Consider the following 18,100-nt stretch of genomic DNA (forward strand, 5'->3'; position numbering starts at 1 on the left):
GTGACGGTGCCGAGACAGCGCGACGCGCGTGCAGCGGGCGGGACGCCGCGGCGCCGTCCGGCGTCGCGGCTCGCCCGGCTGCGTTCCGTACCGCCGCTGCACCTCGTGCTCGGCGCGACGGGGGCCCTGCTGGCCGTCGGTGTGGTGATGGTGCTGTCGGCGTCGGCGGGCGGGCGGACCGTCGCCGACGGGATGGTGCTCACCGTCTTCGTCCGCCACCTGATCTTCCTGCTGCTCGGGATCGGCGCGTTCGCACTCGGGATGTGGGTGTCACCGGCCCGGTTGCGACGGTGGACACCGTGGCTGCTGTTCGCCTGTCTCACCGCGCTGGTGCTGGTGCTGGTCCCCGGCATCGGCGAGGTCCGCGGCGGTGCCCGCCGGTGGATCTCGGTCGCCGGGTTCACCGTGCAGCCGGGCGAGGCGGCGAAGGTCGTGCTCCTGCTGTGGGGCGCGCACGTGCTCGCGTTGCGCGGGCGCGCCGTGCGCCACGGCCGCTACGCCGTCCTCCCCCTGGTGCCGGTCGCCCTGCTGGCCGGGGCACTGCTCATGCTGCAACCCGCGCTCAGCACGACGGTGGCGCTCGGCGTCATCGTGCTGTCGCTGCTGTTCTTCGCCGGTGCGCCGCTGGTGTTGCTCGCGGGCCTGTCCGGCGGGGCGCTGCTCGGCGTCGCCGTCCTGGGGCTCACCGCGGACTACCGCCGCGACCGGATCAGCACCTTCCTGGGCGCCGGCGACGAGCTCGGCGCCGGCTACCAGTCCCGCCAGGCGCTGCTGTCCCTCGCCGACGGCGGCCTGTTCGGCACCGGCCTCGGCCAGGGGCGCGCGAAGTGGGACTACCTGCCCAACGCCGCGAACGACTTCATCTTCGCCGTCATCGGTGAGGAGCTCGGGCTGGTCGGCGGGCTCGCCGTGCTGGCGCTGTACCTGCTGCTCGCCTGGGTCGGGCTGCGCGTCGCCGCCCGCACCCGGGACACCTTCCTGCGGCTGGTGACGGCGGCGACCGCGACCTGGGTGGTCGTGCAGGCCGTGATGAACGTCGGCTACGTCGTCGGTCTGCTCCCGGTGACGGGTCAGCAGCTGCCGCTGGTGTCGGCGGGCGGGACGGCGCTGGTCAGCACCCTGTTCCTGCTCGGGCTGGTCGCCAACGCCGCCCGCCGCGTCAGGTAGCCAGGCTGCCGCGCAGCACCGTGGACCCGGCGCCGTCGACGACCCGGAACTCCTCCGCGTCGGCCCGCAGCACCGAGGAGTTGAGGTTGCACACCATCGGGGCGGTGCCCGTGCCGATGAACTCGCCCGCGCTCACCTCACGCCCGTCCTCGGCCTCGACGACGACGCGGTAGGTCGCACCGGAGCGGAACCCGTCGCCGTCCAGCACGATCTCCACGCCCCAGGTGTGCGGGATCGCGACCGCCGTGGCCTGCACCGCGGGATCCATCGCCTGGACCGCGACCGGCTCGCGGGGGATCCCGTCGTGGTCGCCGACCAGGTACCCGGCGACGCCGCCGACGAGCAGCGCCGCCGCGGCCGCCGCCGCGACCGGGGCCCACCGGTTCCGTGCCCGGGCCGCGGCCGACGCCGCGCGCTCGGCCCGCGCCGCCGCCACGATCCGGTCGCCCAGATCCGGTGGGGGAGCGGGAGTGTGGTCGAGCCGGTCGGGGGCGACCCGGCCCAGCGCGGGCAGCACACTCGAGACCTCGGCCAGCTCCTCGCGGCACGCCGGACAGCCCTGCAGATGGGCCTCGAGGGTCGCCAGCTCGTCGCCCTCCAGCCTGCCCATCGCGTGGTCACCCAACGACTCCCGCATCGCCCGGTGCTCGTCCGGAGTCACGGTTCCACCCCCATCTCGTCCATCGCCAGTCGCAACGCCTTCAGCCCGTAGAAGACCCGGCTGCGGATCGTCCCGACGGGCACCCCCGCCTCCGCGGCGATCTCGGCGTGTGGACGCCCCCGCAGGTACGCCTCGACGATCGCCTGCCGGTGCTCGGGCCGGAGCCGCCGCAACGCCTCCTCGACCAGCCAGCCGTCGACGAGGGCGTCGTCGGCGGGACCGATGGAGTCGTTCCCGGTCTCGGGCTCGTCGGTGAGCTGACGACGCCAGGGTCGCACGCTCACCCGGCGGATCTCGTCGATGACCACGTTGCGCGCGATGGCGAACAGCCACACCCGCAGGCTCGCGACCGACGGGTCGTACGAGTCGGCACGACGCCAGGCGCGCAGGAAGACCTCCTGCACGGACTCCTGGGCTGCACCCTCGTCGCCCAGCTGGCGCAGGGCATAGCGGTAGAGCTCGGCTCCGTGCGCGGTGTACGCGGCGCGGAGCCCCGGCTCGGAGTCGAGCCCGGGTTCGGCGGGGCGCGCGTCGACGGAGCGCAACCTGCGGTGGGGCGCTTTCATCGGTGTCTGCGAACCTCCTGAACGTCCCTGTCCTCGTTGTGTACGCACCCGGGGGCGGGGGTGTTCACGGGGTCGGAGTGGGATACGCTGCGGGGGTCCTGATCGACGAGATCGGGGCATGCGGGCGTAGCTCAATGGTAGAGCCCCAGTCTTCCAAACTGGCTACGCGGGTTCGATTCCCGTCGCCCGCTCCACCACCTGACCAGCGGAAACGCTGATCAGCTCTGATCTTGAGACAGATTTCGTGCATCAAACGTGGTGCGAGTCGGTCCTAGCGTTGACTGCATGGCAGGTCGACAGCCCGCGAGCACGGCTCGCGCCCGGGGCAGCATCACCACGCTTCCGCGTGGCACCATCCGCGTCCGGGTCTACGCCGGGATCGACCCGGTGCGCTTGAGCACCTCATTGGCCCGGTGCAGTTCGCGGACCTCTTGCTCGAGCTCGCGTACCCGGGCTGCCTCGTCGGTGGTCACACCGGGCTGGTGGCCGTCGTCGAGGTCGGCTTGGCGCAGCCACAACAGCACCGACTCTGCGCCGTAGCCGAGCTGATCGGCCACCCCCTTCACCACACCGTGATCGTGTCCCAGCTCGGCGCGCAGGGTGCGGACCATCCGCACCGCCGCGGCCTTCTCCTCCCGCGAGTACCGCCGCGTCGTCGGCTTCCCCGCAGTTCGATCTGACGACATGACTCCATCCTCGTTTCCAAGGCCAAGAGTCTCTACAGCACCCAGGGCGGCTCCGTCGACCTCGCCGGCTGGCGTCACGGTCGCTATCGAGGTCAGGGTTGGAAGACCGCTCGGACGCAGCCGTCTTTCTTGTTCTTGAACATGTCGTAGCCGCGTGGGCCGTCGTCCAACGACATGACGTGGGTGGCCAGGTGGCTGGTGGTGATCTCTCCGTTGGCTATGCGGCCGAGCAGCATCGGCAGGTAGCGCTGCCCGTGTTGCTGCGCGCCGCGCAGGGTCAGTCCCTTGTTCATCAACGCGCCGAGCGGGAACTTGTCGACCAGCCCGGCGAACACCCCGAGGGAGAACACCGACCCGCCCTTGCGGCACGACATGATCGCCTCGCGGATCGCGATCGGCCGGTCGTTCTCCAGCCGTAGCTGCTGCTTGACCTTGTCGTAGAGGTACTCCGGGCCGTGGGTGTGCGCCTCCTGGCCGACGGCCTCGATGCACACGTCCGGGCCCCGTCCTCCGGTGCGCTCCCGCAGCTCGGCGCCGACGTCGGGACGCTGGTCGGTGGCCCCGGTCAGCCCTCGCAGCGCCTTGACCGCCCATCTCGGCACGGTCGTCGCGGCGTCCACCACTTTGCTCATCGTTTCCTCCTTCTGTCTGACGTCGCTGCGTATGTCGCAGTCCGCGGGGGTCAGATGGTGCTGCGACGGACCGCTCCGGTCTCGGTCAGGACGCGGACGAGGACGCGGAAGCGGCTTCGCCGGTCTCGTCGTCGTGGCCGACTTCGTCGCGGCGTTGGAGTGCGCGGTAGCCGTAGGTCGCTCGGAGGCGTTCGGCTTCGTCGTGACCGCTCAGCCGGCCGTCGCCACGCCGGGCGCGCAGCGACGTCTCCCGCTTCACCAGGTGTTGGATCCGGTCCAACAGGTCCTGATCCGTTTCACCTCAGGGCCCCCGTCCGGCTCGGCACCCCTCTGCCCTGTCCGACCCGGCGCCGTGGCACTCGGTCGGTGAGTGGGTCGGTGGCTCTTCTACGATCTCGGTCTGATTTTCTGCCCCAGGCTTCCTGGTGGTCGTCGCGCTGACCCCCCCGGGCAGGATCACAGGATTTCCAGTCGTCGCGGACCGCTCGGCGGCGGGAAGGCACGGTCGAGAGCATCCAGGTCCTCGCGGGTCAGCTTCGCGTCCAGTGCCGTGGCGTTGTCGCGCACGTGCTGCGGGCTGCTCGCCTTGGGGATGGTGCACAGTGAGTCGCGGCGCAGCACCCACGCCAGGGCCGCCGCAGCGGGGCTGATGCCGTGGGCGGCCGCGACCTCGCCGAGTGTCGCGTCGCCGAGGATGCGCCCCTGCTCGATCGGCGAGTACGCCATCACCGGCAGTTCGTGGTCGGCGCACCACGGCAGCAGGTCGTATTCCGGCCCCCGCCGCGACAGGTTGTACAGCACCTGGTCCGTGGCCAGTCCTTCGCTGCCCGGCACGTCCCGGAGCTCGGTGAGGGCGGCGTGGTCGAAGTTGCTGACGCCCCAGTACCGGATCTTCCCGACCTCGATCAGGTGCTGGAAGGCCTCGAGGGTGTCCTCCAGGGGGTGCCTGCCTTGCCAGTGCAGCAGGTAGAGATCGATCCGGTCGGTGCCCAGGCGTTCCAGACTGCGCTCGCAGGCCGCGATCGCGCCGGCAAGGGACGCGTTCGACGGCAGTACCTTGCTGACGACGAAGGCCTCGTCGCGGCGGCCCGCCAGTGCCTCACCGAGCACCTCCTCCGCACCGCCGCCGGCGTACATCTCGGCGGTATCGACCAGGGCCATGCCCAGGTCCAGGCCGGTGCGCAGGGCCGCGACCTCGTCGCCGCGGCGACCGGGGTCCTCGCCCCATCCCCAGGTGCCCTGGCCCAGAACGGGGACGGTTTCCCCCCTTGCCAGCGCGATTCGTCGCATCCGCGATCACTTCCTTCCGCGTCCTCGGCTGGGATGAGAGCCGCGACTTCCGGCCCTCATTCCCGGCCATGGAGTCGATCGCCGACGGCGTCACCGACGGGAGGAGTCCGACTCCTTCTGGATTGTCATGTCACAATTCCCTTCTCCCCTTCTACCGTTCCAACGTCATCCGGCGCCCGTCGGCTCGGTCAGTACTGCCTTCCCGGTGGCCGTGCGCAGGCACAGCGCCTCGACGGCGTCGGCGATCTCCGCCCAGTCACGGACCGAGCCCAGCTGCGGGTCGAGCCTGCCGCGCCCGATCAGCGTGGCGAGGACGCCGAGGTCGCGGCCGAAGGTGTCCTCGCCGGTGGCGTAGACGAAGAACCCGACGAGCCGTGCCGGCGGTGCGGCGGCGGAGTCGTAGAAAGGTGGCGGTCGGTGGTGGGTCAGTTCGCAGCCGGGACGGCCGCGAACTGTTCGACGATCGCCGCGCAGAACGCGGGCAGGTCGAACGGTGACCGGCTGGTGATGAACTGGCCGTCGACGCAGACCTCGTCGTCGACGACCTCGGCACCGGCGTTGCGCAGGTCGGTGCGGATCGAGGCCCACGACGTCAGTCGCCGACCGCGGATCACGTCGGCCTCGGCGAGGGTCCAGGGGCCGTGACAGATCGAGGCGACCGGCTTGCCGGTGCTCACGAACGCGCGCACGAACTCCACCGCGGCGGGGTGGGTGCCGGGTCCGCTGGGTCTGGTCGAGCAGGCTCTCCAGGACCTCGGTCACGACCCGGCAATGCTGCGCCGGACCGCGTTCGCGGACCCCGGCGACGACGACCGTCGCGAGCTCGGCGAGCTTGGTGTCGGAGTGCGGGGAGACCTGGACCAGCAGCGTGAACGCCTCGTCGGGGCCGATGTCGTAGTGGGCGACCAGGATGCCCTTGGCCTGCCCGATCGTGTCGCGGTTACGCAGGGCGCGGGTCAGGCCTTCGACCTGGTCCTGGAGCAGGGTGATCCGGCTCTGGTCGGACCGGACGGCCGCCGTGCGTGTGCTGTCGCCTCCGAGCTGTCCGGGGTGGTCCGTGACTCGATCGGGGCCGGTCAGCAGTGTCGACATCGACGGTGTGCTCCCATCCGGTGCTCGCGGCGATCTCCTGGTGCGCCGGGTCCACCAGGGACGATGGCGCCGCCATGACGCTAGGGAGCCCCGGCGTCGTCGCAGAGACGTTTCCGGCGAGGCGCCCGGTGCGGAAACGGCGGCCACCGACGGGCCGCTCCGCCCTCAGCGCAGCGCGCGAGCCAGGGTGGCGGCGGGGGCTCGCCGTAGTGGCGTCGGTAGGTGGTGGCGAAGCGTCCCGGGTGACTGAAGCCCCACCGGTGGGCGACGTCGATGATCCGGAGCCCGTCGACGGGGTCGGCGACGACGAGGTCGTCGTGGGCACGCTCGAGACGCACGTGCTGGAGGTACTGCTTCGGGGACCGGTCGAACTCACGGCAGAAACCCGCGTGCAGGGCCCGCACCGCCCCACCCCGGCCCGCTCGCGCGCCGATACGCGGCCGACCGTGGTGGCCGACGTCCCGGAAGACCACCCGGCGCGGATGACGACCGGTCGCCCGTCGCGGGTGTTCCGTCCGCTGCCGCCCGACCGACGAGCCGATCCGGCCTGCCTCGGCGTTGCGGGTGGCGGTCCCGACCGGCAGCGAGGACGGAGCGAGCCCGATGACCAGGCAGCGGCACGACGGGCTGAGCGCATCGGTTCCGCGGCGCATGCTGATCGTGGCGGTGGTGCGGGCCGCCGCGTCGGCGGCTCTGCTGGTGGTCGTCTACTACCTGGCCCCGCTGGACGGCCACTCGACGTCGGCACCGGGATCGCGTTCCTGCTCGGGCTGGTCGTCCTGGCCGGGGTCGTCGCCTGGCAGGTGCGGGCGATCATGGCCTCCGACGTCCCGCGGCTGCGCGCGTTCCAGGCGGTCGCCGTCGGCCTGCCCACGTTCCTGCTCCTGTTCGCCACGACCTACGTCGTGATCGCGAGCACGTACCCGGACAGCTTCAGCGAGACGCTCAGCCGGACCGACGCGCTCTACTTCGCCGTCACCGTCTTCGCCACCGTCGGCTTCGGTGACATCACCCCGCTCAGCGAGGTGACACGCATCGTCACGACGATCCAGATGATCGCAGGTCTGGTGGTGGTCGGGCTGGTCGCGAGGATCGTGCTCAGCGCGGTGCAGGTGGCGGAGCGGCGCCGCGAGAACGAGGGCACGGAGGCGGCGGGGGCCGACGACCACCGCGGGGGTGGTTGAGCGCGGGCGCGCACTCATCCGGGCCGGGTGACGACACCACGGCGCGCCCGGCCCAGCGTGGTCGGTGTTGTCACCCGGCCTGGAGGCGGAGCGCGATGGAGATCCCGGCGGACGTGCCGCTAGTCGGCGCCACCCCGGCGCACCCGGCACCGACCCCTCGGCGGCGTCTCGCGGCCGCCGGCGCGCTGGTCGCGCTCGTGTCGGCCGTCGTGGTCGCCGTCGCCGGCTTCCTGGACGACCCCGTCCGCCTGCCGTTGGCGCTGCTGCTGATCCTCGCCGCCGTGATGGCCGGTTGGACGGCGCTCGTGCACCGCGGCGGTCGACGGGCGGTCGCGGCGGCGGTCGCGGCCGCGGCGTTGCTCGGGCTCGTGGTGCTGTTCGTCTCCGGCTCCCCGTTGCGGCTCGCGGTCCTCGTCGCGCTCGTCGTTCTCTCCATGGCCGGCGCCCGGTTGGCGCTGGGGCACGACACGGCGGACGCATCCGCCACGGCCCGGGCCGTCGGACCGGCGAGCAACGGATTCCTGATCATGAACCGGTGGTCCGGCGGCGGGAAGGTCGACGAGTTCGACCCGGAGGGCGAGGCACACCGTCGCGGGGTCACCCCGGTCGTGCTGCAGCGCGGGGACGACCTGAGGGCGCTCGCCGAGCAGGCCGTCGCCGCCGGCGCCGACGTGATCGGGATGGCGGGCGGTGACGGATCGCAGGCGCTGGTCGCCGACGTGGCACGGCGCCACGACGCCGCGTTCGTGTGCGTGCCCGCCGGCACCCGCAATCACTTCGCCCTCGACCTCGGGCTCGACCGCGCCGCGGTCGCGGCCGCACTCGACGCCTACGGCGACGCCGTCGAGCGGCGCGTCGACCTGGCCCTGCTCGGCGACCGGATCTTCGTCAACAACGCCTCACTCGGCGTGTACGCCACCGTCGTGCAGTCCGAGGCCTACCGGGAGGCGAAGCTCGCCACCGCGGCGCAGGTCCTGCCCGACCTGCTCGGCCCCGGCGGTGACCGTTCCGACCTGCGCTACACCGGACCCGACGGCGGGCCCACGCCGCCCGCCGACGTCCTGCTCGTCTCCAACGGCGTCTACCGACTCGACTCCCTCAACGGGTTCGGCACCCGCGAGCGGATGGACGCAGGCGTCCTGGGCGTGGTCACGGTCACGGTGGACCGGGCGCGCGACCTGCCGAGCCTGCTCTCCGCCGAGGCAGGCGGGCGTCTCGACCGCTCCCTGGCTACCGGTCGTGGACCACGCCGGAGTTCTCGGTCGACTCCACCGAGCCGCTGATCGACGTCGGGGTCGACGGTGAGGCCCTGCGGCTGCCGCCGCCGCTGCGGTTCCGGTCGCTGCCCGGTGCGCTGCGCGTCCGCACGCCGGTGCACGCGCCCGGCGTCGCGCCCGCCGCCCTCGCACCCGGCGGCATCGGCGAGGCGAGCGTCGCCCTGGTCCGGGTGCTCGCCGGGCACCCCGCGCGCTGACGTCGCCCCGTCACCGGTGCGTCCGCCCGCTCACCCCACGCGGATGAGGACGTGCGGCCGGGGTGGCGCGACGATCGCCGGTGAGCCAGGACGCGCATCGATGAAGGAGGCCCCCCGATGTCGGTACCCCCGCAGGCGGCGACCACGGAGCCGCCGCGCTCCCCCACCATGTCCGCGCAGCGGCCGAGCCCCGCGCCCTGGGTCGTCGGGCTGAGCCTCTTCGCGGCGGTCATGATGATCGTCGCCGGCGTGTTCAACGCCCTGGAGGGATTCGTCGCGCTGTTCTACAACGAGGTCTACCTGGCCGGACCCCGGTACGTCTTCGCCTTCGACCTGACGACGTGGGGCTGGATCCATCTCCTCGCCGGCATCGCGTTGGTGGCCGCGGGCTTCGCGGTGATGTCCGGACGACTCTGGGGCCGGGTGGTCGGCATCGCGATCACGCTGCTGAGCATGCCCACGAACTTCCTGTTCATCCCCTACTACCCGGTGTGGTACCTGCTGATCATCGCCCTGGACGTCTTCGTGATCTGGGCGCTGTGCGTCTACGACCGGGATTCCGCGGCCGCCTGACCGCGGCGCGACGCCCGGGCGGCCACCGCCTCGCGTGAGCGGAACGTGGTTGCTGTTCACGGCGTTCCGAACAGCGACGGCGTTCCGCTCACGCGGGGCGGGACCGCGCCTGATCTCGTCGACGTCGCGGTTCAGACGACGCGCACGGACTCCTCCGCGCCGAGGGCCCGGGGGAACCCCGCGGGTACCACGATGTCGCGGGCGGTCAGGTCGTGCACCGACCGGTGGCCCAGGCCCAGGACCGCGGAGTCGATCCCGCCGCGCAGGATGTCGAGGACGTTCTCCACTCCGGCCTGCCCTCCTGCCGCCAGCCCCCACAGGTACGCGCGGCCGATCATCACCGCCCTCGCCCCCAGGCCCAACGCCTTCACCACGTCACCGCCCCGACGCACACCGCCGTCGGTGACCACCTCGATCTGGTCGCCGACGGCCTCCGCCACGGCGGGCAGGGCCCGGATGGAGGCCGGCGTGCCGTCGAGGTTGTTGCCGCCGTGGTTGGACACCGAGATCGCCGTGACCCCGGCGTCGACAGCGCGCTTGGCGTCGTCGACGCGCATCACGCCCTTGAGCATGAACGGCCCGCCCCACTGCTCGCGCAGCCAGGCCACGTCCTCCCACGTCGGCAGCGGCGTGCCCATCCACTGCCCGTACGCCTGGAAGAACGTGGGTGCGCTGCCACCCGGCGCCGTCAGGTTCGGAGTGGTCAGGTCGGGGATCCGCCCGGTCCTCGCGAACCGGTAGAGCCACTGGGGCCGCAGCGCCACCTCGGGACCGAACCTCAGCGCCGCCTTGAGGTCCACCTTCTCCGGGATGGCCGGGCTGCCCCAGTCGCGGCCGTTGGAGAACGACCAGTCCAACGTCATGATCAGCCCGACGGCCCCGGCGGCCCGCGCCCGCTCCATCCGCTGCACCAGCACGTCGCGGGTGCCCACCCAGTACATCTGGAAGAACGTCTGCGGGTTGGCCGCGGCGACCTCCTCGATGGACCGGCTGGCGAACGAGCTCAGGCCCATCGGGATGCCGCGGGCGGCGGCCGCCCGGGCCACGGCGACCTCGCCGTCCGGGTGCACGGCCTGCACACCGGTCGGGGAGATCAGCACCGGCATCGACGTGGGCGGCCCCATCACGGTGGTGGACAGGTCACGCTCGCTCTGCAGCCCGGCCACGTGCGGGGCGAACCCCAGCTCGCCGTAGGCCGTCGTGTTGTCCTCCACCGTCGCGCCGCGCTCGGACCCGGCCACAGCGCGCCGTACACCGACCTCGGCAGCTGCCTCCGCGCCCGCCGCTGCGCCTCCGCGACCGTCTCGAACCAACCGTTCGCCATCAGTTGTCTCGTCTCTCGTTCGTCTTTCGCACGTTCGTCTCTCGCATGAACGATCCGCCTCAGTCGGTGAAGATCGTCGTGAGGGCCGCCGCGACGTCACGATGATCGCGCACCAGCCGGCACCGTCCGCGCCCGAGGCGGGCGAGGTCGCGACCGAGGTCGACGTCGTCCTCCCCCGAGGTGTCGAGCAGGACGTCGAGACGGGGCAGGCGGGCGGCGGTGAGGCGCGGGTCCGGGCCGGCGTTGTGCACGCAGTCCGACAGCAGCAACACCCGGGCGTCGCGCGGCGGCACCCCGGCGAGCTGACGGCTTGCGACCTGCAGCGCGAACGCCACGTTCGTCAGGCCCCGGGTGGGCACCCGCAGCAGCAGGTCGAGCACGGCCAGCGGCTCCAGCTGCTCGCCCGGGCGGACGAGCACGGAGGCGTCGGACCAGAACGCCACGACCGCGAGCGAGTCCCGACCCAGCTCCGCGGCCAGCGCGCCGACGGTGGCCGCCGCGGTACGCACCCGTTCGCCCTTCATCGACCCGGAGACGTCGACGACGAGCACCACCGAGCGGCGCGTGCGGACCCGTTCCCGGACCCACACGTCGTCCTCGGTGATCACGGCGGTGCCTGCCACGGACTCCAGGGTGCGCTCGAGGTCCAGCTCGTCGGAGCCCCCGGACCAACGCAGGCTGGTGAGCTCCCCGACGCCGCGCCGCGCCCGTCGGTCGCGGGGTGGGCGCGCCACCGCGAGGGTCCGGGCGATCTGCCGAGCCCGAGCCCGAGCGAGCAGGTCGGCCTGCGAGGACTCGGTGAGCTCCGCGAGTGCGATCAGGTCGGCGTCCTCGTCGGACTCCCCCGGAGCGGTGACACCCGCCCGCGCCGGGCGGGCCGCGGAGCGCCGCCGGTCACCGGACGACAGCACCAGCCCGCCACCACCGGCCGAGGGCCGGAAGAGTGAGGGCTCCTCGTCGAGCTGCTTGGGACGACGCCGCAGCGGCCGCAGCGCCCGGGTGCGGCGACCCGAACCCGGGCGGTCTCGGCGGGTCAGCGGTGAGTCGGCCTCGACCGCTCTTCAACCGGGTTCCGCCGCTGCGGGCAGCAGCAGGAAGTGGTCCTCCCAGATCTCGTGGAGCACCTGCTCGGGGGTGGCATCGGTGGTCTCGTCGAGCTGGATGCGTCCGGACAGCGCGAGGAGCATCGCGTCCTTGACGAGCGCGGTGTAGTCCGGCGGGAGATCCCGAGGAGGCGCCACCGAGGGCTGCTCGGGCAGGGCCACGTCGCGCATCGCCGCGAGCTGCGCCGCGATCAGGGCGACGTCGATGGCGCCACGCACGCTGCTGCCCTGGCGGACGTCGTCGCGCTCGCGGGTGGCCCGCGTCAACGCCACGGCGTCGGCCACGAGCCGGGCCGAGGAGATCGCGGCGCGGCGGGTGACGATGCCCCGCTCGGCCTCGGCGTCCTGGTAGTCGATCGCCATCCGGCAGATCCGGTCGTGCACCGAGGTGGAGAGCCGGGTGGTGCCGATGGTGTCGTAGGGGTTCATCGACGCCACCACCCGGAACGTGGGCGCCGCCTCCAACGTGCCCACCCGCGGCACCGCGATCCGGCGCTCGGCCATCGCGGTGAGCAGCGTGTTGAGCGTGTCCTCCGGCGCCCGGTTGAACTCCTCGACGTAGAGGAACCCGCCGCTGCGCATCGCCTCCACCAGGGGTCCCGGCACGAAGTTGTCCGCGGTGTAGTCCTCCCGCAGCACCCGTGCGGGGTTGTGGTGGCCCACCAGGCGGGTCGGGGTGAGGTCCGCGTTGCCCTCGACGAACAACAGCGGGATGCCCCACTCGAGAGTGATCGCCCGCAGCAGCGTCGACTTGGATGTACCGGGCGGGCCCTCCAGCAGGACGTCGCGACCGGCGGCGACGGCCGCGAGCAGGAGATCCAGCTCCCGCTCGCGGCCCACCAGATGCCGAGCGACCCTGGCCCGGACCCCACGCACGGACCCGCCGTCTGCGCCGGTGACCCGGCTGCCGGTGATGGCGGTGTCGGTGATCGACGCGTCGGCGATGGTGCTGTCGGGGACGGATCCGTTGATCGCCGACTCGTGCAGTGTCATCGGATCGTGCAGCCCGCGTCGACCTTCATCTCCAGTCCGGTGACGTAGCGGGCCTCGTCCGACGCCAGGTAGAGCACGGCGTTGCTGATGTCGACCGGGTCGACGACCTCGACCGGCATGGTGTTCATGAAGATCGGGCCCATCGTCGGACTCTGCTCGATGAACTGGTTCATCCCGCCCAGCCCCGCCACCAGCGGGGTGTCCACGCCGGCGGGGTGGATCGTGTTGACGCGGATGTTGTGCTCGGCGAGCTCGTTGGCCAGCGAGCGCATCACGCCCACGATCCCGTGCTTGGCGGCGACGTAGGGGGCGAGCCACGGCTGCCCCTTGATGCCCGACGTCGAGCTGGTGATGATGATCGAGCCGCCGCCCGCCGTCAGCAGGTGCGGGATGGTCGCCACACAGGTGTGCCAGACACCGGTCAGGTTGACGTCGAGGGTGTCCGCCCAGATCTGCGGGGTCACCTCGTCCCACTTCTGCACCGTGCAGATGCCGGCGTTGGCGGAGACGATGTCGAGCCGGCCGAGCTGGGCCACACCCTCGTCGACGGCGGCCTTGAGCGCCGCGGCGTCGCGGACGTCGGCCTTGACCGCCACGATCCGGCGGTCCAGCGCCTCGACGGCCTTGACCGTGTCGGCGAGGTCCGCCTCGGTGGCCATCGCGTAGCCGACCGTGTCGAAGTCCTGGCAGGCGTCGACGGCGATGATGTCGGCGCCCTCCTCGGCCAGCCGGACCGCGTGGCTGCGGCCCTGGCCCCGGGCGGCTCCGGTGATGAACGCGACTTTGCCCTGCACACGCCCCATGGCGCGGCTCCTCTCGTGGATGGTGGTCTTGCTCGTGCTTACTTCTGCGTCATGCCGAGGTTGTCGAACCCCTTGATCCCGGCCGTCGAGCTGGTGAGGATGATCGCCCCGCCCGCTTCGACCAGATGTCGAGCGCGATGATGTCCGCGCCCTCCTCGGCGAGGCGCAGCGCGTGCGAGCGGCCCTGCCCCCGCGCAGCGCCGGTGATGAACGCGACCTTGCCCGTCACACGTCCGGCCATGGTCTGCGGTCCCCTACTTCTGGTTGAAGCCGGCGTCGACCGGGATCTGCGCGCCGGTGACGTAGCGCGCCTCCTCCGAGGACAGCCAGACGACGGCGTTGGAGACGTCGACGGGCTCGATCATCTCCACCGGCAGCGGGTTCTTCAGGGCCTCGAGCATCTCGGAGTGCTCGGTGAACCACTTCTGCATGAAGTCGTTGGTGACCAGCGGGGTGTTGACGCCGGTCGGGTGCACCGTATTGACCCGGATCGAGTACTTCGCCAGCTCCAGGGCCAGCGACCGCATCAACCCGACCACACCGTGCTTGGCCGCGGCGTAGTGCGCGATCTGCACGAAGCCCTTCATGCCGGCGGTCGAGCTGGTGAGCACGATCGAGCCGCCGTTGCCAGCCGCGATCATCGCGGGGATCGCCGCCTTGCAGGTCTTCCAGACGCCGGACAGGTCGATGTCGATCGTCTCGTCCCAGACGTCCTCGGTCATGTCCCAGGCGTTCTCGACGTAGGAGACGACGCCGGCGTTGCCGCAGACGATGTCGAGGCGGCCGAACTCGGCGACGCCCTCATCCACCACGGCCTGCATCGCCGCCATGTCTCGGACGTCGGCCTGCCGGGCGATGATGCGGCGGTCCAGGTCCTCGACCAGCTTCACCGTCTGCGCGAGGTCCTCGGCCGTGCCCAGCGCGTAGGGCACCGTGCGCATGTCCTGGCAGGCGTCCAGCGCGATGACGTCCGCGCCCTCCTCCGCCAGGCGCACCGCGTGCGACCGGCCCTGCCCCCGCGCTGCGCCGGTGACCAGCGCGACCTTGCCTGCCAACCGTCCGGCCATGTCGGCTCCTCCTTGAGCTGTCCTGTGCAGCTGAAGGTACGAGCGGCCGACATGCGGATCTTGACCGTGCCCGCACGCGCTCTTGCACGAGGCCGCACAGCCGGCGGGGGAGTCAGCTGCGGGCGCGTCGTTCCCGCGGGGTGATCCCGTAGCGCACCTTGAAGGCGCGGGTGAAGTGCGACGCGTGGCTGAAACCGACGGCGAGAGCGATCTCGGAGATCGTGCGGCGCGCCCAGCGGGTGTCGACCAGCAACGCGTGCGCCCGGCCGAGCCGCTCCTCGAGCAGCCACCGCCCCGGGGACGTGCCGTCGGCCTCCAGGAGCGCGTAGAGATAGCGCTGCGAGATGTTGATGCCGTCGGCGATGACGGCGGGCGTGAGCTCCGGATCGGACAGGTGACCGCGGATGAAGCTCCGTGCCCGGGCCAGGTGCACCGCGCGGACGGACCGGCCCTCGACATCGCCGCCGACCCGGTCGTGCAGGGCTGCGGCCACCAGGTCGAGGACGGATCCGCTGACCGGTGCCACCGATTCGGTCTTCTCACCATAGAGCGGAAGGGACCGCAGGAGCCCGGAGGCGAGCGCACCGACGCCGCTGGTCCCGGTGACGGTGACGCCGGTAGCCCCGGCGAACCCCGGCAGCCACGCGCCCAGCTGGTCGCGGGGCACGCGCACCACGATCTGCCGGGACCGGTCACCGAGGCGGCCGCGGTACGGACGGGCGCTGTCGAGCAGCACGAAGTCACCGGGCCGGTCGAGCACCGCGCGCCGTTCGTCCTGCTCGAACACCCCCTCGCCCTGCACGAGCAGGGTGAGGAACAGGTCATCGGTGTCGGCGCGGCTGATCAGCCGGGCCGTGCGGGCGACCTCGTGCGCGTCGGCGGTGACCGTGTCCACGTGCAGCCGGTCGACGATGCTGCGCACGATCTCTCCCACGAACCGGTCGGACGACGGCCCGGCGGCGTTCGCGGTCAGCTCGACGATGTGTCGGCAGATGGCGTCGCGCCAGTACGCGAAGCCGTCGTGGCCGTCGACGTCGGAGGTCGAGAGTCGCACTGCCATCAACCACCTCGCACGGCCGGGGTCGGGGTGCCTCCCATCGTGCCACCAACCGCCGCGATCCCGGCCGTCGAGCGAACGGTGGACCCCGCCGGCGCGGGCGCTCAGCTCGGGAGTTCCTCGAGGGTCTCGACGATGTCGGCGAGCCGGCTCAGCGCGGTCAGCGTCAGCACCTGGTGGGCGGCGGTGCCGGTGGGGCCGATCAGCTGCAGGCGGCGACCGTCTCCGGCCATCTGTTCGGCCAGTTGGTACAGCATCTGGACGCCGGCGCTGGCGAGGTGGCTCACGCCGGTGAGGTCGACGACCAACGGGAGCACTCCGCCGCGGCTGGCTTCCTGCAGGCGCTGGCGCAGTTCGGCGGCCGTGCTCAGGTCGATCGGCCCGTGTACCGCCACCTGCGGGGGGGTGAACCCGACCATCTGGACGCGGAAGGCCGCCTCGCTCGACACGGCGCTGCGCCGCGGGCCGGAGCCGTCGGGGCTGATGGGATGAAGGAGCGGGGCCTCCTCCAGCAGCTTCTCCGAGAGCCGCTTCACGGCGTCCGCGATCCGCTGCCACGTCTCCGGCGGGATCGCGCGGATCAGGTTGCCCGCGCGCGGGCGGCGTTCCCGAACGCCGTGCCCAGGGTGCGCATCACGCCCTCGGTGGGACGGATGGCATCGAGCAGCGACTCCATGCCCGGGGTCGCCTCGTCGAAGAACTGCATGGCTGCGGTGAGCAGCCGGAAGAACAGGGTCTCGAGCTTGCCGAGCACCGAACGCAGATTCGACAGGCTCCGCTCGGCCTGGCCAGTGCGGTTCATCTCGTCGAGCCAGTCGGCGGTCGCCGACGTGGCCGAGGCCGGGGAAGCAGCGGCTCAACCAGCTCCCACAGCTCGTCGGTGACCAGTCGTTCGACCGTCGATGCCCTTGCCATCGACCCCGAGCATCACCCGACCAGATCCATCTACATAGGACCGACACACCCCGACTTCTGCAACGACCTCTTAGCAGCCTCCACCTGGTCCGCAGCCTCACCGGGCGGGCCGGGCGGTCCCGCGCCCAGCGCTCCGGGGAAGGACCACCGCCCTCCGACGAGGCGACCAGGGTGTTCGCCACGGCCGGTCGCCGGTCCTGGACGGTGGCGCTGGCCTGGGTCGTCGGGTTCTTCGCCGGCACCTACGTCATCGGGCTCGTTGTCACCGGAGCCGTCTTCGCCCTCGCGTTTCTGCGGGTCCAGGCGCGGGCGAGCTGGCAGGCAAGCGTCGGGTACGGCGTCGCCGTCGGGCTGATCGTCTGGCTGCTGTTCGACGTGCTGTTCGAGATTGCGCTCCCCGAAGGGCTGATGCTCTGATGACACCTCGCAGATACCTCTCCGCCGTCGCGGCGGGAGTGGCCGCGCTCGTCCTCGCCGGGTGCGGTGCCGATCCGGGCGCGCTCCCGGCGCCGGAGTTCTACCGAGACCGCGCGATCGACCTCGTCGTGCCCTACGAGCCCGGCGGCGGCTACGACCTGTACGCCCGCGACGTCGCGCCCTATCTCGCCCGCTGCACCGGTGGTGACGTCAAGGTCGTCAACGAGGCCGGCGCCGGCGGGCTGCTCGCGACCTCGAACACCGCGGCCGCGGAGCCGGACGGAACCCGGGTGCAGATCGTCAACACGGTCGGTGCGGTGAGCGCCCAGATCGGTCAGGCGGCCGGGATCAACTTCGACCTGGCCGCCCTGTCCTGGGTCGCCAGGGTCTCGGCCGAAGCCAACGTCGTGGTCGTCGCCGCGGACAGCCGCTTCGCCGACTTCGATGACATGCTCCGCTCCCCGGGCCCGGTGCGGTTCGTCTCCACCGGGCCCGGCTCGAACGACTACATCAACCCGCCGCTGCTCCAGCAGATCTTCGACTTCCCGGTCGAGGTGATCAGCGGCTTCGCCGGATCGGGCGAGGCCCGCACGGCATACCTGCGCGGTGACGCCGACGCCCAGGTCCTGCCGGTAGCCAGCACCGTCAGCGCGATCCGGTCGGGGGAGATCCGCCCGGTGCTCGTGCTCGGTGACGCCGACAGCCCCGGACTGGAGGGCGTGCCCAGGGCCCGCGACCTCCCGGTCGCCGGCGCGGCGCAGCGGGAGACGTTGAGGTCGCTGCTCGATCTCGTCTCGCTGAGCCGCACGATGGTCGCCCCGCCCGGTCTCGCCCCGGACCGGCTGGCGTTCCTGCGCGACGCGTTCGCCTGCGCCCTGACCAACCCTGACCTGGTCGCTGCCTCGACCGAGCAGCGACGGCCGATCGAGTTCATGCCCGGGGCGGAGCTGACCGAGGCCATGCGCTCGGTGCTGAGCGCGGACCCGGCGTTCCGCGAGATCGTCCGGGACATCACGTGAGCGGATCCCGATCACCCCGGTCTGCTGGGACCACGACCGGACCCGGGCGCTGGAGGACGGGACCGTCGCCCGGACGG

Annotated in this window: 19 protein-coding genes, 1 tRNA gene and 5 pseudogenes; 7 read left to right on the forward strand and 18 right to left on the reverse strand. The window is 72.1% G+C overall.

Annotated features, from left to right (window positions below; all coding sequences use genetic code 11):
• Nucleotides 1-1,167: an FtsW/RodA/SpoVE family cell cycle protein gene (locus tag AC0GKK_RS22185; protein ID WP_405415767.1), complete on the forward strand. Its 1,167-nt coding sequence runs from the start codon at nucleotides 1-3 to the stop codon at nucleotides 1,165-1,167.
• On the opposite strand, the gene AC0GKK_RS22190 is transcribed toward AC0GKK_RS22185, so the two are convergent.
• Both AC0GKK_RS22190 and AC0GKK_RS22195 read right to left on the reverse strand, forming a co-directional pair.
• Nucleotides 1,160-1,828: an anti-sigma factor family protein gene (locus AC0GKK_RS22190; RefSeq protein ID WP_405415770.1), complete on the reverse strand. Its 669-nt coding sequence runs from the start codon at nucleotides 1,826-1,828 to the stop codon at nucleotides 1,160-1,162. The two genes, AC0GKK_RS22185 and AC0GKK_RS22190, sit on opposite strands and share 8 nt — an antisense overlap.
• Nucleotides 1,825-2,394: a sigma-70 family RNA polymerase sigma factor gene (locus tag AC0GKK_RS22195; protein WP_062396962.1), complete on the reverse strand. Its 570-nt coding sequence runs from the start codon at nucleotides 2,392-2,394 to the stop codon at nucleotides 1,825-1,827. Before AC0GKK_RS22195 ends, AC0GKK_RS22190 begins: the two co-directional genes overlap by 4 nt.
• Nucleotides 2,395-2,514: 120 nt before the next feature.
• Here AC0GKK_RS22195 and AC0GKK_RS22200 point away from each other — a divergent pair.
• Nucleotides 2,515-2,588 (forward strand) — tRNA-Gly (locus tag AC0GKK_RS22200).
• A gap of 186 nt (nucleotides 2,589-2,774) precedes the next feature.
• Here the strand turns inward: AC0GKK_RS22200 and AC0GKK_RS22205 are convergent.
• The 7 genes and pseudogenes from AC0GKK_RS22205 to AC0GKK_RS22235 form a co-directional block, all read right to left on the reverse strand.
• Nucleotides 2,775-3,080 (reverse strand): annotated as a pseudogene (locus AC0GKK_RS22205) (transposase); the annotation flags it as partial.
• A 92-nt stretch (nucleotides 3,081-3,172) separates the two neighbouring features.
• Nucleotides 3,173-3,712 (reverse strand): MDR/zinc-dependent alcohol dehydrogenase-like family protein, encoded by a 540-nt coding sequence (locus AC0GKK_RS22210; protein WP_405415772.1) that lies wholly within the window; start codon nucleotides 3,710-3,712, stop codon nucleotides 3,173-3,175.
• A gap of 85 nt (nucleotides 3,713-3,797) precedes the next feature.
• On the reverse strand, nucleotides 3,798-3,971 hold the full coding sequence (locus AC0GKK_RS22215; RefSeq protein WP_405415775.1) for a hypothetical protein: 174 nt from the start codon (nucleotides 3,969-3,971) through the stop codon (nucleotides 3,798-3,800).
• Between the two features lie 197 nt (nucleotides 3,972-4,168).
• Nucleotides 4,169-5,002, reverse strand: a complete 834-nt coding sequence (locus AC0GKK_RS22220) for an aldo/keto reductase (protein WP_489882447.1) — start codon at nucleotides 5,000-5,002, stop codon at nucleotides 4,169-4,171.
• A gap of 425 nt (nucleotides 5,003-5,427) precedes the next feature.
• Nucleotides 5,428-5,715 (reverse strand): annotated as a pseudogene (locus AC0GKK_RS22225) (DJ-1/PfpI family protein); the annotation flags it as partial.
• 151 nt (nucleotides 5,716-5,866) lie between these two features.
• Nucleotides 5,867-6,094: pseudogene (locus AC0GKK_RS22230) on the reverse strand (ANTAR domain-containing protein); the annotation flags it as partial.
• 80 nt (nucleotides 6,095-6,174) lie between these two features.
• Nucleotides 6,175-6,747 (reverse strand): helix-turn-helix transcriptional regulator, encoded by a 573-nt coding sequence (locus AC0GKK_RS22235; protein WP_489882448.1) that lies wholly within the window; start codon nucleotides 6,745-6,747, stop codon nucleotides 6,175-6,177.
• A 162-nt stretch (nucleotides 6,748-6,909) separates the two neighbouring features.
• On the opposite strand from AC0GKK_RS22235, the gene AC0GKK_RS22240 reads away from it, so the two are divergent.
• The 3 genes from AC0GKK_RS22240 (at nucleotide 6,910) to AC0GKK_RS22250 (ending at nucleotide 9,325) form a co-directional block, all read left to right on the forward strand.
• On the forward strand, nucleotides 6,910-7,278 hold the full coding sequence (locus AC0GKK_RS22240; protein ID WP_489882449.1) for a potassium channel family protein: 369 nt from the start codon (nucleotides 6,910-6,912) through the stop codon (nucleotides 7,276-7,278).
• Between the two features lie 95 nt (nucleotides 7,279-7,373).
• A complete protein-coding gene (locus AC0GKK_RS22245) occupies nucleotides 7,374-8,561 on the forward strand; it encodes a diacylglycerol/lipid kinase family protein (RefSeq protein ID WP_405415783.1) in 1,188 nt (395 codons plus the stop codon).
• Nucleotides 8,562-8,869: 308 nt separating this feature from the next.
• Entirely contained in the window at nucleotides 8,870-9,325 is a 456-nt protein-coding gene (locus tag AC0GKK_RS22250; protein ID WP_405415786.1) for a DUF7144 family membrane protein, read from the forward strand.
• A gap of 131 nt (nucleotides 9,326-9,456) precedes the next feature.
• Here AC0GKK_RS22250 and mftD read toward each other — a convergent pair.
• From mftD to AC0GKK_RS22295, 9 genes and pseudogenes are all read right to left on the reverse strand, one after another.
• Nucleotides 9,457-10,649 (reverse strand): annotated as a pseudogene (gene mftD, locus AC0GKK_RS22255) (pre-mycofactocin synthase MftD).
• 59 nt (nucleotides 10,650-10,708) lie between these two features.
• The gene (locus AC0GKK_RS22260) at nucleotides 10,709-11,560 is read right to left on the reverse strand and encodes a vWA domain-containing protein (RefSeq protein WP_489882450.1); all 852 of its coding nucleotides are present in this window, start codon (nucleotides 11,558-11,560) and stop codon (nucleotides 10,709-10,711) included.
• Nucleotides 11,561-11,710: 150 nt separating this feature from the next.
• Nucleotides 11,711-12,745, reverse strand: coding sequence for an AAA family ATPase (locus AC0GKK_RS22265; RefSeq protein WP_489882451.1), 1,035 nt, complete (start codon nucleotides 12,743-12,745; stop codon nucleotides 11,711-11,713).
• Nucleotides 12,742-13,548 carry a mycofactocin-coupled SDR family oxidoreductase gene (locus AC0GKK_RS22270; RefSeq protein WP_073577336.1) on the reverse strand — a complete coding sequence of 269 codons (807 nt, stop codon included), beginning with the start codon at nucleotides 13,546-13,548 and terminating at the stop codon, nucleotides 12,742-12,744. Before AC0GKK_RS22270 ends, AC0GKK_RS22265 begins: the two co-directional genes overlap by 4 nt.
• Before the next feature lie 124 nt (nucleotides 13,549-13,672).
• Nucleotides 13,673-13,789 (reverse strand): annotated as a pseudogene (locus tag AC0GKK_RS22275) (SDR family mycofactocin-dependent oxidoreductase); the annotation flags it as partial.
• Between the two features lie 13 nt (nucleotides 13,790-13,802).
• Nucleotides 13,803-14,615, reverse strand: coding sequence for a mycofactocin-coupled SDR family oxidoreductase (locus tag AC0GKK_RS22280; RefSeq protein ID WP_482638073.1), 813 nt, complete (start codon nucleotides 14,613-14,615; stop codon nucleotides 13,803-13,805).
• 112 nt (nucleotides 14,616-14,727) lie between these two features.
• Nucleotides 14,728-15,675 carry a helix-turn-helix domain-containing protein gene (locus tag AC0GKK_RS22285; RefSeq protein WP_083658952.1) on the reverse strand — a complete coding sequence of 316 codons (948 nt, stop codon included), beginning with the start codon at nucleotides 15,673-15,675 and terminating at the stop codon, nucleotides 14,728-14,730.
• A 101-nt stretch (nucleotides 15,676-15,776) separates the two neighbouring features.
• Complete coding sequence (locus AC0GKK_RS22290; RefSeq protein WP_489882452.1) at nucleotides 15,777-16,208, reverse strand: STAS domain-containing protein; 432 nt, start codon at nucleotides 16,206-16,208, stop codon at nucleotides 15,777-15,779.
• A gap of 44 nt (nucleotides 16,209-16,252) precedes the next feature.
• Nucleotides 16,253-16,474, reverse strand: coding sequence for a hypothetical protein (locus tag AC0GKK_RS22295; RefSeq protein ID WP_489882453.1), 222 nt, complete (start codon nucleotides 16,472-16,474; stop codon nucleotides 16,253-16,255).
• Between the two features lie 284 nt (nucleotides 16,475-16,758).
• Between AC0GKK_RS22295 and AC0GKK_RS22300 the strand changes: the two genes are divergently transcribed.
• Nucleotides 16,759-17,004: a tripartite tricarboxylate transporter TctB family protein gene (locus AC0GKK_RS22300; RefSeq protein WP_489882454.1), complete on the forward strand. Its 246-nt coding sequence runs from the start codon at nucleotides 16,759-16,761 to the stop codon at nucleotides 17,002-17,004.
• Nucleotides 17,004-18,023 (forward strand): tripartite tricarboxylate transporter substrate-binding protein, encoded by a 1,020-nt coding sequence (locus AC0GKK_RS22305; protein WP_489882455.1) that lies wholly within the window; start codon nucleotides 17,004-17,006, stop codon nucleotides 18,021-18,023. The genes AC0GKK_RS22300 and AC0GKK_RS22305 overlap by 1 nt, the downstream gene beginning before the upstream one ends.
• The last annotated feature ends 77 nt before the right edge of the window (nucleotides 18,024-18,100 follow it).

It is taken from the genome of Pseudonocardia sp. P-1, assembly GCF_058111925.1.